12 protein-coding genes are annotated in these 14,442 nt (G+C 48.8%); 5 read left to right on the plus strand and 7 right to left on the minus strand.

The genetic code is table 11. The annotated features are described in order from the left end of the window. Positions 1-12: 12 nt before the first annotated feature. Positions 13-1,254 carry an aminotransferase class I/II-fold pyridoxal phosphate-dependent enzyme gene (locus tag NATSA_RS00325; protein ID WP_210509335.1) on the minus strand — a complete coding sequence of 414 codons (1,242 nt, stop codon included), beginning with the start codon at positions 1,252-1,254 and terminating at the stop codon, positions 13-15. A gap of 131 nt (positions 1,255-1,385) precedes the next feature. Then, a complete protein-coding gene (locus tag NATSA_RS00330) occupies positions 1,386-2,471 on the minus strand; it encodes a glycosyltransferase family 4 protein (protein ID WP_336244663.1) in 1,086 nt (361 codons plus the stop codon). 241 nt (positions 2,472-2,712) lie between these two features. On the opposite strand from NATSA_RS00330, the gene NATSA_RS00335 reads away from it, so the two are divergent. From NATSA_RS00335 to NATSA_RS00350, 4 genes are read left to right on the plus strand one after another with little or no spacing between them, the layout of a single operon-like run. Then, positions 2,713-3,681, plus strand: a complete 969-nt coding sequence (locus NATSA_RS00335; RefSeq protein WP_210509337.1) for an NAD-dependent epimerase/dehydratase family protein — start codon at positions 2,713-2,715, stop codon at positions 3,679-3,681. Between the two features lie 8 nt (positions 3,682-3,689). Continuing rightward, a complete protein-coding gene (locus NATSA_RS00340) occupies positions 3,690-5,267 on the plus strand; it encodes a putative Ig domain-containing protein (protein ID WP_210509338.1) in 1,578 nt (525 codons plus the stop codon). Further along, on the plus strand, positions 5,254-6,372 hold the full coding sequence (mutY, locus tag NATSA_RS00345; RefSeq protein ID WP_336244670.1) for an A/G-specific adenine glycosylase: 1,119 nt from the start codon (positions 5,254-5,256) through the stop codon (positions 6,370-6,372). The genes NATSA_RS00340 and mutY overlap by 14 nt, the downstream gene beginning before the upstream one ends. Beyond that, positions 6,369-7,268: a TIGR02757 family protein gene (locus NATSA_RS00350; protein ID WP_210509339.1), complete on the plus strand. Its 900-nt coding sequence runs from the start codon at positions 6,369-6,371 to the stop codon at positions 7,266-7,268. The genes mutY and NATSA_RS00350 overlap by 4 nt, the downstream gene beginning before the upstream one ends. Positions 7,269-7,281: 13 nt before the next feature. On the opposite strand, the gene NATSA_RS00355 is transcribed toward NATSA_RS00350, so the two are convergent. Further along, on the minus strand, positions 7,282-7,800 hold the full coding sequence (locus NATSA_RS00355) for a class IV adenylate cyclase (protein ID WP_210509340.1): 519 nt from the start codon (positions 7,798-7,800) through the stop codon (positions 7,282-7,284). A gap of 162 nt (positions 7,801-7,962) precedes the next feature. Continuing rightward, a complete protein-coding gene (locus NATSA_RS00360) occupies positions 7,963-9,987 on the minus strand; it encodes an ABC-F family ATP-binding cassette domain-containing protein (protein ID WP_210509341.1) in 2,025 nt (674 codons plus the stop codon). Positions 9,988-10,096: 109 nt separating this feature from the next. Between NATSA_RS00360 and rpsU the strand changes: the two genes are divergently transcribed. Next, positions 10,097-10,294: a 30S ribosomal protein S21 gene (gene rpsU, locus NATSA_RS00365; protein WP_210509342.1), complete on the plus strand. Its 198-nt coding sequence runs from the start codon at positions 10,097-10,099 to the stop codon at positions 10,292-10,294. A gap of 14 nt (positions 10,295-10,308) precedes the next feature. On the opposite strand, the gene radA is transcribed toward rpsU, so the two are convergent. The 3 genes from radA to NATSA_RS00380 form a co-directional block, all read right to left on the minus strand. After that, entirely contained in the window at positions 10,309-11,679 is a 1,371-nt protein-coding gene (radA, locus tag NATSA_RS00370) for a DNA repair protein RadA (protein ID WP_210509343.1), read from the minus strand. 12 nt (positions 11,680-11,691) lie between these two features. Beyond that, positions 11,692-12,789, minus strand: a complete 1,098-nt coding sequence (locus NATSA_RS00375) for a lysylphosphatidylglycerol synthase transmembrane domain-containing protein (RefSeq protein WP_246481536.1) — start codon at positions 12,787-12,789, stop codon at positions 11,692-11,694. 142 nt (positions 12,790-12,931) lie between these two features. Then, positions 12,932-14,011, minus strand: coding sequence for a class I fructose-bisphosphate aldolase (locus tag NATSA_RS00380; protein ID WP_210509344.1), 1,080 nt, complete (start codon positions 14,009-14,011; stop codon positions 12,932-12,934). Positions 14,012-14,442: the final 431 nt, after the last annotated feature.

Raw genomic sequence — 14,442 nt, forward strand, 5'->3', positions numbered from 1 at the left:
TGGTTCCACTGATCAGACCTCTATAAGAGAATGTCCGTTATGGTCAATGATCCCCCTTTTAATGCCTACTTTGCGGAAAGCATCAAGGATATTGTCCAGCTGATCATTGGTGTGCGTGGCCATGTAACTGGTGCGTATGAGCGACTGGCCTCTTGGAACAGCAGGCGGAACGACAGCATTGGCATAAACCCCCTCGTCAAACAAGTCCCTCCAGAATTCCAGACAGTCCATTAAACCGCCGATAACCACGGGAATAATCGGGGATTCACTCGTCCAGATGTTAAAGCCGTGCTCTTTTAAACCGTTTCTCATGTAATTGGAAATTTCTTCAAGCCTTTCAAGACGCCAGGTCTCTTCCTGAAGTACTTCGAGGGCTTTCAGAACGGTCGCCACATTGGCCGGAGGCATGGAAGCACTGAAAATATGGGCCGGAGAGTGATGGCGGATGTACTCTATCACGGAACGCTCCCCGACGAGGAATCCACCAAGTGATGCAAATGACTTTGAAAAGGTGCCGCTGATAAGGTCAACATCATCAAGAAGGTCAAAAGCCGAAGCTGATCCGCGCCCGCCTTCACCGATAACACCGATAGCATGGGCGTCGTCGAGATAAACCCGGGCATTGTGCTCTTTGGCCAGTGCCACAAGTTCGGGTACTTTAGCAAGTGTGCCGGACATGGAAAACACACCGTCACTCACAATGATTTTCCCGGTCGAAGCATCTTCCCGCTCCATCAGTTTTTTAAGATGTGCGATATCGTTGTGATGATAGCGAACGGTCCTGGCATTAGAACTCAGCGTGCCGACAACTATACAGGTATGATTATCCTTGTCAGAAAAAATGATATCATTTCTTCCGGCAATGGTTTGGATAGATCCTTCATTGGTCTGATAGCCGGTACTGAAGAGAACGCAGTTCTCCTTGCGCATGAATTTCGCAAGCTTTTCTTCCAGCTCAAGATGCAGATCAAGAGTTCCGTTCAAGTACCGTGACCCGGTACAGCCGGTTCCGTATTTGCTGATCGCATTTTGAGCAGCTTCCATGAGCCTGGTGTCATTGGTAAGCCCCAGGTAGTTGTTGGAACCTGCCATAATGACTTCCCTGCCTTCAATAACAACAACATTGCCGTCAGTGTCGGTCAGGGGTTTGAAATAGGGGTATAATCCTTTCGCCTTAACCTCATCTGCAGCTGTAAACTGATGGGCTTTTGCAAAGATGTCAGCAGAATTAATACTATGATCGGATCGAGCCATTTATTATGTATGCATTGAGCTATATAAAGCTTTAAAAATAACTAATAATGCGGATAATACGCAATCAATTATCGGCATCGAATCATTCCATTACAACTGAACTTATCATTTTTGGGAAAAAATCAAACCCGTCAGTTATTTTTTCTTTTCAACACATCACCATAATAGAGGAGCAACTGATCCAGTATCCGGCTCCAGTCATACAGTTCGGCATGCTGCCGTGAGGCCTCTGCCATTTCTCTGCGCAACGTCTGATTAACACTTATTTCAAGGAGGAATTCTGCAAATCCGCTCTTGTCATCCGGTTCGGTTCGAAATCCGTTAATATGATTTTTTACAATGGATCTGCTGCCAACAGCTTCTGCAACTACGGCAGGCAAACCGCTGGACATCGCTTCAAGTGTTACATTTCCAAAGGACTCGGTGTCTGAAGGAAAGAAAAAAATGTCACTGCTTGCATATGCCCTGGCCAGGTCCACACCGCCAAGATATCCGGTAAATACCGTTCCCGGAACCTTTTGAGCAAACTCATCTCTTGCCGGGCCGTCACCTACGACAAGGGTGCGTATGGATTTATTGCTGTTCATGATTCTGTTGAAAACGGAAGCAACAACTTCCAGGTTCTTCTCCCATACAAGCCGGGACACAAAAGTGACTACTATGTCATCCTCCTGAAAACCATTTTTCCTTCTCCATTCCTCGCTTCTGTTTCGTGGATGAAACAGTGAGGTATCCACTCCCCTGGTCCAGAGCTTCATTTCTGTTCTGACACCAATCCGTTTCAATTCATCAATCATGGATTCGGAAGGTGCATACAACTGTTCGCATTTTTCATAGAACCAATGCAGATAAACCCACAGCAACTTCTCCAGAAAACCAAGCCCGTAATACTTCAGATAGCTTGAAAAATGTGTGTGATACGAGGTCACAACCGGGATATTCTCTTTCATTGCAAACCGAAGTGCATGAAGGCCGAGGATATCGGGTGTTGCAATATGAATCAGATCGGGTTTGAAATCCCTGAGTTTTTGGCGCTCGGTTTCCGGGAACCCGAGTGAAATGCGGTAATCAGCTCGTCCTGGTGCGGGAATAGCGTAAACGGGAACAAAATTGCCAACATGCTCCATAGCGGGAACGGGAGTCCACGGCCCGAACACAAGAACCGGGTATCCCTTGCTCTCAAGGTGACCAACCAGCCGGTTCAATGTATTTGACACACCGTCTCGAATATGATTATAGTTGCCGGTAAAAATTGCAATTCGAGGCTTTGGCATTACATTATTTATCTGTGATAACAGGATTCCCCGCTTTATTCCCTGTTCGGATCGCGATATATTCCAGCATTGGTTTAGAATTTATTCCGGCAGCAATGACGCTCATTCTCCGGAAACACATTATGGTTTTTTTGAAAAACCAGGAGTCAACTTTTAAAAAGTACCGGAAGTATACAAATTTTTCATGAAAGCTTTTGTAACAGGTGGAACCGGATTTATAGGAAGTCATCTTACAGATCAACTGCTGAAACGTCAAAATGATCAGATTTTCTGTCTCATCCGGGGTGACAGCAAGTGGCTGCATGACAAAGATATAAAAATTATTAAGGGCAGTCTTCAGGATCTCCCTGCATTACGGGAGGGGATCGATGGATCTGATGTGGTTTTTCATATTGCCGGTATGGTGAAAGCACCGGACCAGCGTACATTTGACAAGGCTAATGTAGAGGCTACTGAAAATGTACTGCGTTTGTGTATGAAGTACAAAGTACCGAAACTGGTCGTATTGTCATCTCTTGCTGCATGCGGACCCAGTTTCAGCCGCCCTCTGACCGAATCGGATCCGCTGATGCCTGTCACCAGATACGGTGAATCTAAAAAACGCATGGAGGAGATGATTCATGATACTGCCGATGAAAGTATTTCCGTGTCCATTATCAGACCACCTGCTGTATACGGACCCCGTGAAGATCAGATTTTCAGTGTCTTTCAGATGGCTTCCTGGAAACTGTTCCCAATCATCGGCAACAAAAACGGGAAAATTTCCCTGATTCACGTGAATGATCTCATTGAAGGCATTTTGCTCGCCGCCCGGAATAAAACCCCGGGAGTAAGCACATATTTCATCTCCAGTGAAGAGATCTACACCTGGGATGAAATCCGCAAGGCCACAGAGATTGCTTTTGAGCATAAAATATTCCCTTTTACAGTTAAGCCACGACTGGTGGAACACATCGGCAGTATAGCTGAAAAGAGTGCATCATTAATCGGGCGTTATCCCGTTATAAATCGTGACAAAGCAAGGGAATTGGGCATGCAATGGACCTGCTCGGTTGAAAAAGCAAAGTCGGATCTGGACTTCCGTCAAAAAACATCCCTTCAGGAAGGTATTTCAAATACAATTCACTGGTATAAAAAACATCACTGGTTATAAAGCTTATCATGAAAACATTACCGGCCAAACCTGTTACACTCTTTTCTTCCCTCCTGGTCTGCCTGCTTTTAATCATCTCTTCCGGTTTTGACTCTCATGCCAGACCCAATCTTGTCAAAAACATCGAGACGTTAATGGAAATCCCGGGCATTAAAGCCGTAACCAGCAGCGAAGCCCATCTCTACGTGCTTTCCGAACGGGAAGGACTGGTTGTGTTTCGGGCCAAAGCCGATTCTCTGCAGTGGCTGTATTCTTCATCGGGTCTTTCCGACCGGGGGGACCGGCTGGTAACCGACATCAGATTCTCCTACCTCTTTGGCAAGGATAATAGACTGACCGTCATCGAACCAACATCCGTACTGGGAGTCTATTCATCTGCACGACTGGATTTCAACCCTGAAGATGTCTTGAGAATGGAAAACGATCTGTTTATTGCCGGTTGCCCGGATGGTATCTGCAAGCTTTCACTCGAATCATCCGAATCGGTCGACAGCGATCCGGAAACTGTTTTCCGCCATGAACATGCCATAAAATCACTGGCGCGGGTGTCCGACCAGCTGTTTGCACTTGACAGCCGGAACAAACTCCATGTTTTTGATTATGAAAACGGGGAATTGTCCGGTCATTTCGAACAGGAACTGCCCGGGAATGCCAGCAAGCTTCATAATATCGAGCGCAGACTTTACATGTCCACCTCGGGCGGCACGCTTTACCGGGTTCGCACCGACGGCCGGTCTGACGAACTTTTCAGTATCGATGAAGCTGTCAGCGGCCTCGAGTACTGGAATGATCACTACTTTCTGAGGGGTGAGAGCAACCGATTGTGGATCGCCGGACAGGGTTTGCGTCCGACCCTCTTTCGTGATGATCCCGACGCCGGAAATCACATCACAACCCTGAAAGGTCAGATCTGGATCAGTGACTACCGCGAATTCAGCAGATGGGAGGATGCCGGAGAGATCGCAACCTTTGAAGATGATACCAGCCGGGCCGCCGGTCAACAGGAAGAGGATGTCGACGAATCTCTGAAAATTACGTCTATCAATGACAAGATCATCCCTTATCCGCGGCCATTGCTCGTTGCACTTGATACGGAAAGCAAACATTCCGTTGATAACATCCGGTTTCAGCAACGCTCCAACATTGATGGCATACAGATTCAGGGCAACAGCCTGTACTGGCAACCTTCATCATCGGATGTCGGTTCGCACCGGATATCAGTCATTGCAAGCACTCCCGACGGGCAGAGCGACAGCACATCTTTTCAGGTCACCATCAGACCATTCAATAACCCTCCCCGCTTCAGTTCCATCCGGCCGCTGTCCATACCTGTAAATGAGGAGTTTTCCATTTCCATCCAGGCATCTGATCCAGACGGGACGGATGCTGACCTGATCCGTTATATCGGCGTGGACCTTCCTGACGGAGCAAAGCTTGACGAACGGTCCGGAAAGTTTGAATGGACACCATCCCGGCGTCAGACCGGCGAACATTCATTTGAGGTAATTGCCACAGACCAGTATGGAGCCGCTGCCTCTCAGGAAGTTACCATTAATGTAATTGAGCTTGATCGTGACGAGTCATGATGACGGTAAAAAACCTTCCGGGACCCCGGAACCCGATATTGCCGGACTTATCAGCTGGTATCACCGGTTCAGGCGTGAGATGCCCTGGAGAAACACTTCCGACCCGTACCTGATCTGGATCTCGGAAATCATGCTTCAGCAGACCAGGGTTGACCAGGCGCTTCCCTATTACGAGCGTTTTACGAAACGGTATCCGGATGCCGCTTCACTGGCTTCATCCGGTCTGGACGAAGTTCTGCGGCTTTGGGAAGGACTTGGATATTACTCTCGCGCACGAAATATGCATAAGGCGGCGAAGCAAATCGTGGATGAGCATGACGGATCTTTTCCCACCGACTACCAGGATGTGATTTCGCTCAGGGGAGTCGGTCCGTACACTGCCGCTGCGGTCATGAGTATCGCTTTCAATTATCCGGCTCCTGTAGTGGACGGCAATGTCATGCGTGTCATATCCCGTTTGTATCACATTGAGGATGATATCCGCCTTCAAAGTACCCGGGACCGAATTGAAATCCTGGCTGCAGATCTGCTTGACCGTGCCCGGCCGGGTACATTCAACCAGGCAGTGATGGAGCTCGGGGCAACCATCTGTACTCCCCGGTCACCCGCATGTCATGATTGTCCGCTTCAAAACAGCTGTCAGGCATACCACCGGAACCGCACAGGAGATATCCCTTACAAATCCCCTGCAAAAAAACGTCCTCATCATCATATTGCCGTCGGTGTTATCAGAGATGCGAATAACAGGATGCTTATTTCCCGGCGGCCGGAAAATGCAATGCTTGGCGGGCTTTGGGAGTTTCCGGGCGGCAAACAGGAACCGGGGGAAAGCCTGCGGGAAACAGTAAAAAGAGAGCTGAACGAAGAACTTGGTGTCCGGGTCATGGTTGAGAAGAAACCATTCGAGGTCATCAGGCATGCGTATAGTCACTTTACCATCACCTTGCATGCCTTTTTTGCGGAACTTGACGGTCTTTCAGAGAATCCGGAAGCCAGAAATGGTGAGCCGGTAAAATGGGTGGCCCCCGGGGAGCTTGTTCGTTTCGCATTTCCTAAAGCCAACCGGAAAATCACTGAAAAACTGGTTTCATATAGAGCAAAATGACCCGGCAGTATAAGCTTTTACAGATTCCGGAGCAGCGGCTTAGCCGCCTGGCAGAGTTTCTGCTACCTGTGGCCCGACAGGTAGAGGAACCCGGTTATATCGCTTCTGATCCGGTCGCTTTCATGTACAAGTATGATGAAACGGAGGACCGGAACCTGGCAGGGTTTCTTGCCGCACTGATGGCCTGGGGCAGGCGTGATATCGTTATGGCCAAGGTTGACAACCTGATTGACCGGTTTGGAACGCATCCGGCCGACTTCATAGGAAATTTAACTGCGACGGATGAATCACGCCTGAATGGATTCCGGCATCGCACCTTTACTGCTGATGATATCCGATGGATTCTCAGAGCGCTTTCATCCATCGTGCATGAATACGGGACATTCGAGCGGTTCTGGAAGAGCTGTTATGATTTTGCGCAGTCTCAAGTCCTGCCTTATTCTGGATCCGCTTCGGTCAGAAAAGATGACAGCGATAAACTTGCCCGTATTTTCCTGTCCGAATTCCATAACCGCTTTTTTACTGCGATCCCCGGATCGCCTGTCCGGGTTCGGAAGCACATCGCCACACCTCAGAAAAACGGCTCCTGCAAACGGCTCTGGCTTTTTCTGCGCTGGACCATCCGGAAAAACAGCTGTGTTGATCCCGGCACGATGTCTTTTATGCCGGTTTCGGAACTGATGATTCCTTTGGATGTGCATGCCGGACGCTTTGGCAGACTGCTCGGCCTTGTGACACGCAGAGCCAATGACTGGAAAGCCGTGCGTGAGCTCACGGATATGCTCAAGCGGCTGGATCCCCACGACCCTGCCCGGTTTGACTACGCCCTGTTCGGACTTGGAATCCGTGATATCGCAGTACCCGGGGAGTTTATTATCAATCCGGGCACGGCATAACCGACTGGCAGCATCACTTCTTGTCAAGCAGCATGTCACTGTATGATACCGGTACCAGCTGATCGTCCGAAATGCCAAGTTTATTCAAATAGTAATCACACTGTTGCCGCAACTTTTCAATACCGATACTCCCGTCCCGGTCGATAGCTTCGATTTCTATAAAAGAACCAAGAGTCTCAACACTGTCGATATGAAACTTTACATTATCGATAAAATAGATTTCCCGTTTTTTGTCAACTACAGCCAGAGTGCCAAGGGCATCAGCCAGCAACTGCCCGAGAGCAGAATCCCCTTCGGCTGGATATAACAGCACCCGGGAATTTTTGGGTCCTGCCGAGTCGGTACGCTTATAATAGATCAGGTTATTCTCGACAGAGCCTTTGCGAAGTTTCAGGCGCCCCTGCGAAACATGAAAATAGGTATCAATCTGATGATCTGTTCCTTTGTACACAGCTTTGTTCTCCTTCAGGAATTGCCTGACGTTGTCCTGCTGCTCACATCTGGCCTTTATTTCAATGTTTTGTATAGCCATAAGCAATATCAGATAAATGAATCACTGTCAAAATTTCGGGTTGTCGTTTTTTTTAGAAAACGGATGCGGCTGCAGGGCCCATGATATGCAGTTCCAGAGTAGTTTTTATGTATTTGCAGCATGTTTCTATGCCGCTCCGGACCCGTTTCTGATGTACAAGGGCTACTGATTTCCGGAAAGGACTTCTTTAAGTGCTGAATCAAATTTTTCCTGGAGTTTTTCCAGTTCCGTGGTGACATCTGCCCAGCTGTCCCAGCTTCGTCCAAGCCGGCGTTCCAGGTCACTGTGCCGCTGCAATACATCCCCGGCATCGCCGGATTCATAAAATGCGGGATCCGCAAGTTTTTCTTCGATTTTCGTTTTTTCTTCTTCCATGGTGCTAATCTCTTCCTCCAGTGAAGCAAGACGTTTTTTAAGCGGCTTCATATCGCTGCTGAAACGGTTTCGGAGTTCTGCCTCCATTCGTTTGACTTCGCGCGATTTGGGGCCGCTGGTATTGCTCTGCCCGTTCCCGGAACCCTGAGCTGCTGCACTTTGCCTGTTTTCTGCCTTTTCCGCCGGTGTGCTGCGACTGGTTTGATTTTCTGTATTCTGCTGGTCTGCACTATCCTCGGCACTCTGCTGTTTCACCTTCCATTCGTAATAACTGAAATCGCCCGGGTACTCAAACAGCCGTCCGTTGCCTACCCGCCAGACCTTGTTTGCGAAACCATCCAGAAAGTACCTGTCGTGACTTACGGCAATGACGGTTCCCTGATACTGGTCAAGAGCCCTGAGCAGTACTTTTTTCGACCGTATATCAAGGTGGTTGGTCGGTTCGTCAAGTATGAGCAGATTGGCAGGCTCCAGCAGGCTTTTGGCAAGTGCCAGCCGGCTGCGTTCACCTCCGCTCAGCACACCTACTTTTTTGAAGACATCATCACCGGAAAAAAGAAATGCTCCCAGGATGCCGCGAATTCTTGTACGTGCTTCGGAAGATTTTGCAGATAACTCCATCTCTTCAAGCACAGTTCGCTCTGAAGTCAGCACATCCGCCAGATGCTGGGCAAAGAAGGTCATGATTACATTATGGCCGGTAACCCGTTCACCGTCAAACGGCTCTGTTCCGTTTATAATACGTGCAAGTGTTGATTTTCCGGCGCCATTGGCACCGATCAGGGCAATTTTATCCCCTCTTTCAATGGATATATCCTGGTTTTCAGTGAAAACGGGAACCGGCTGCTGCCGGTCAGTCATATAGGTCTTGGACAAGCCGTAGATGTCCATGACCTTCACTCCGCACCGGGGCGGATCGGGAAACCGGAAGTCAATGGAAGAGTTATCGACCTCCGGCATTTCGATCCGGTCCATTTTTTCCAGCTGCTTGATTTTGCTCTGGACCTGGCGCGCTTTGGTTGCCTTGGCACGGAACCTGTTTATAAACCGTTCTGCCTGTTCAATTTCTTTTTGCTGGTTCTCCCAGGATTGTTGCTGCAGTTCAAACTGCTGCTCATACTGACGCTCATAATCTTCATAATTTCCGGTGTAAAGCTTGAGCTTTCTGTGTTCAAGCGAGGCTATATGGGTCACCATGCGGTTCAGAAACATCTGGTCATGGCTGACGATCCAAATGGCACCGGGATAACCGGGGAGATAGCGTTCCAGCCAGTCAATGCTGTCAATGTCGAGATGGTTGGTCGGCTCGTCAAGCAGCAGAATGTCGGGAGCTTCCAGAAGCAGTTTAGCCAGCAGTGCCCGCATCTGCCATCCTCCTGAAAACGTATGAAGCGGATCGTCAAGCTCAGCAGAAGAAAATCCCAGTCCCTTCAGCGCTTCTTCCACCCTTGCATCCCTTTTCCCGGCAGACAGCATGTCATAGCGGCTCTGCAGCGATTCCAGCCTGCTCAAAAGTTTTTCGTAATGTGCATCTTCGTAGGACTCCAGTGCCGCGATTTCATTGGTAATGCTTTCAATTTTTTTCTCAATATCATTGGCTTCCGAAAATGCTTCCATCACCATCCCGCGCACCGTTTGCTCTCTTGTGACTTCGAGGGATTCCTGCTGAAGATATCCGATCCGGGTATCCGGTGACCATTCACACTTGCCCTGATCCGGTTTCAGGTCACCCGTCATGATCCTCAGCAATGTCGTTTTACCAGCACCGTTCGGGCCTATGAGCCCCACACGGTCACCTTTATTAAAGGTCAAAGAAACCTGATCAAAAAGACAGCGATTTGAAATAAAAAATGTTATATTATGAAGTCTGTACATATACGTTTTTAAACCAAAACAAAAATAAAGAAGTCACTGACAGAACATGCTCGGAGTAAAAGTTAAAGATAACGAAAGCATCGATCGTGCCATAAACCGATTTAAGAAAATGATGACACGATCCCGTGTCCTGATGGAATATAAAGAGCGCCAGCAGTATCTCAAGCCATCGGAAGAACGTCGGGAAGCTCACAAGAAAAGTGTCCGCGAAGAGCGGAAACGACGTCGGGACGAATGGAGGTAAGCCGGAATTTCCGGTTAATCCATTCCGCACTTCTTCAGAGCATCGTTGACATCATCAACGGTGCTGACGCTGATTTTATGGTCTGCCTTTGCAGTTCCCCCGGGGATGACAGCATGGCGAAAGCCCATTGCCTCGGCCTCCTCCAGTCTTCTGTCCAGCTGTGCCACACGTCTGACCTCCGCTCCAAGTCCTACTTCTCCGACGAGGACTGCAGGCTCACCCATTGCCCTTCCAGAAACAGATGACACCAGTGCGGCAGCCACCCCCAGGTCACATGCGGTTTCCGTAAGCCTGATACCTCCTGCCACATTTAAAAACACATCCTTGTCACTGAACTTCCAGCCGCTCCGCTTTTCCAGAACCGCAAGCAACAGTGACATACGTCTGTGATCAAATCCGGATGCTGTCCGTTGCGGGACCCCGTATGAAGCAGGGGTAACAAGCGCCTGCACTTCAATCAGAAACGGACGCGTTCCCTCCATCGGGCAGACAACGGCATTGCCGCTAACATGCGGATTGAACTCCGAGAGAAACAATTCCGACGGATTGGCCACTTCCCGCAGTCCGTCTCCGTCCATTTCGAAAACACCAACTTCCTGTGCCGGGCCAAACCTGTTTTTAAGGCTTCTGAGAATCCGGTGGTGCGACTGTTTGTCCCCTTCAAACTGGAGTACGGTATCAACCATATGCTCAAGAACCCGGGGGCCGGCAAGATCACCGTCCTTGGTGACATGTCCGATAGCGACCACTGTAATTTTCTCCTGTTTGGCCAGTTGCATGAGCAAAGCGGCGCATTCGCGTATCTGAGCAGTAGTTCCGGGCATACTTTGCAGTACCGAATGATAAACGGTCTGGATGGAGTCAATGATCAGCAGTTCCGGTTTTTCAGAGCGAGCCGCATCTATCACACGCATTATTTCTGTCTCTGTAAAAACCCTGAGGCTATCTGACCGGATGCTCAGTCTCTCTGCTCTTTGGCGAATCTGGCCGAGCGACTCCTCTCCGGACACATAAAGCGTCCTGCGTTTGCTGAGCAGCGACGAACACTGCAATGCCAGGGTGCTTTTTCCAATTCCCGGATCCCCTCCCAGCAGAATGAACGACCCGGGCATCAATCCACCGCCCAAAACACGGTCCAGTTCGGCCATCCCGATCATCACGCGATCGGATTCATGAACAGGAATATCATCAAGCGATACGGGTTTTACTGCACTGTCATCCTGCTGCCTCAGGCGCGCCCTGTGTTGTACCTTTTCATTTTCTTCTTCAACTGCAATTTCTTCCAGGGTATTCCATCTTGCACAGAAACCACAGTTGCCAAGCCATTGAGAGGTTTCCCATCCGCAGTTGGAGCAAACATACCGGGTTCGTTTCTTTTTTGCCATCGGGTCCGCTAATCAGGGTTCATCTGTTTTCTTTTCATTTACAACATCCACCACCTTTACATTCAGATACCAGCTCATGGCCATAAGTCCTGCACCTACGACCACATAAAAACTGATCAGACGCCACATGAATACAGCAATTCCCAGAAACTCCCGCCGCTCCATCAGCGAACCCATGAATAAGGCATAAAGGCCTTCGAGACCTCCGCTACCACCCGGAGTAGGCATGAACATTCCGGCAAGTGTCATGGCCACTCCCCGCAGAAACGAAAGCAGAACATCCGCAGGCACAAAGCTGAGTACAACAATACCCGGCAGCCACACTTTTGCAAGCCACGCCATAACGGACAATCCAAACGCTCTGAGAAGAAATGATCGAGGTTTTTTTCTGAGCTCGTGGGAATAGGACTCCAGTACTTCGGCTTCACGCGCAATTTTATAGCGGTATCTTCTGAGAAAGGGCAGACTGAATACGAAGTTAACTGTCCGTTTGAGAATGTAGGGATTCCGGAATACACCGTATGTGAGAAACCCCGCATAGCCCAGAAGCAGCAGGTAAATAAGGAACATCAGGCCGTGTCCTGCCAGACCGGCACCCTCCGGTATCACAGAAAAATACAGCCCGATACCAAAAAGCATTGGTATGGCAAATATCAGCAGCAGCTGATCCAGCATAATGCCATAAATCACAATGGCGCTTGACTGACCGAGCGAAAGTTTTTCACGTGTCATGACGTAGGTGGCCATTGGCCCCCCTCCGATCGTTGACGGAGTAACTGAAGATGTAAACTCCCAGCACAAAACGACACGAAATGATGCAGGCCAGCTCAGTCTTGATTCTGATAAATAGCGGATTTTTGCACTCAGAAACCAAATGCGAAGACCAACTACGAACAAGGCGATAAAGAGTCCGGGAGTTCTGTTCCAGTACAGTCTGTCAAACAACCCGGGTGAATAGGTAAAATAGATCAGTAGTCCCATGCTTGTGAGACTCAGCAGTATGGACAAAAACAGGTATTTTCCCGAAAAATAACTGGTCAGGTTTTTCCCGTGCGGTGATGATGCGCTGTTTTTGTCCGGATGAATAATATGTTCGTTTTGTTCCGGCAACTATTTGCTATGGCTGAAAGTGTTATTGGACGAAGAAGTTCCAATATAAAAAAAAGCCTTGTATCTGATAACCATGGAATGGTACAGATACAAGGCTAAAAGGTATATCAGCTCATGAAGTTACGAGCTGCAACCGCGTGCATCAGGCAATAGTGATGTCTTCATCCAGATACACATCCTGGATGGCATTGAGCAATTCAACGCCTTCCTTCATCGGGCGCTGGAATGCCTTTCGGCCGCTGATAAGACCCATTCCGCCTGCGCGCTTGTTTATTACAGCCGTTTTTACTGCATCAGCCATGTCGCTGGCACCGGATGATGCTCCACCTGAGTTGATCAGTCCGGCACGGCCCATGTAGCAGTTGGCAACCTGATAGCGGGTCATGTCGATGGGATGATCGCTTGTCAGATCGGTGTACATTTTTTCATCAAGCTTGCCGTAGGAAGAATCACCGGCATTGAGAGCCTTATATCCGCCGTTGACTTCCGGAAGCTTCTGCTTGATAATGTCAGCTTCAATGGTGACACCAAGATGGTTGGCCTGACCTGTGAGGTCGGCTGCCGTGTGGTAGTCAACACCATTCACTTTGAAAGCATTGTTTCTGGTGTAGCACCAGAGGATGGTGGCCATGCCCAGCTCATGTGCGTAGGCAAATGCTTCGGAAACCTCAACGATCTGACGAGCGGACTCATCAGAACCGAAGTAGATGGTAGCGCCGATTGCCGCAGCACCCATATTGTAGGCTTCTTCTATGGTGCCGAACATGATCTGGTCGAAAGTATTCGGATAGGTAAGCAGTTCGTTGTGATTGATTTTCACAACAAACGGAATTTTGTGGGCATATTTCCGTGCTACGGAACCCAGCACACCGTATGTTGAAGCTACAGCGTTGCATCCGCCCTCATGGGCCAGCTTGACGATGTTCTCCGGATCGAAATACGCAGGGTTTTTTGCAAAGGATGCTCCTCCGGAATGCTCGATTCCCTGATCAACCGGAAGAATGGAAAGGTAGCCGGTGCCGCCGAGGCGCCCGTTGTCAAACAGACGCTGAAGGTTGGCCAGCACACGGTTGCTTCTGTCCGATGGTGTCCAGATGGTATCCACAAAATCGCTGCCGGGCAGATGCAGTTGATCTTTGGAAATGGTTTTGCACTCGTGATTCAGCAGGTTGTCCGCTTCGTCACCGAGCATCTCATATAAACTCTTTGTTGCTACTGACATATGTAATCCTCCTAACTAAGGTGTGGTTAATAGTATTCCGAACAAATTGTTGCAGGTATATTCTGAAAGGTTATGCCGATTTTACTGGCATTTTGTCACAGGGATGAAATCCATGTTTATTCTAGCGATATCCTATATCGCATCAATATAAAGAAATTAGTGTGAAAACTCTATTAAGAAACCGTTGCCCTTTATTCATAATCTCAGCTAAATTGCGTAATTTAGGTATCTGAATATTCGTTACTCAAATCCGCAGATTCAGCACCGCAGTGCCAGTCAAATCAGTTGTTTACTGGCAGAACAAATCACCGGCAGCTGAACCGTTTGCTGCTTACTGTCTGAACGACTTTTGCATCGCATAGTGTCACTCAAATGTACGAACACGTTCCGCATCCTATTGTCTTGAAATTCCCATGACCATAAAGCCACAT

This window comes from Natronogracilivirga saccharolytica (assembly GCF_017921895.1).
In the GTDB taxonomy this organism is placed as follows: domain Bacteria; phylum Bacteroidota; class Rhodothermia; order Balneolales; family Natronogracilivirgulaceae; genus Natronogracilivirga; species Natronogracilivirga saccharolytica.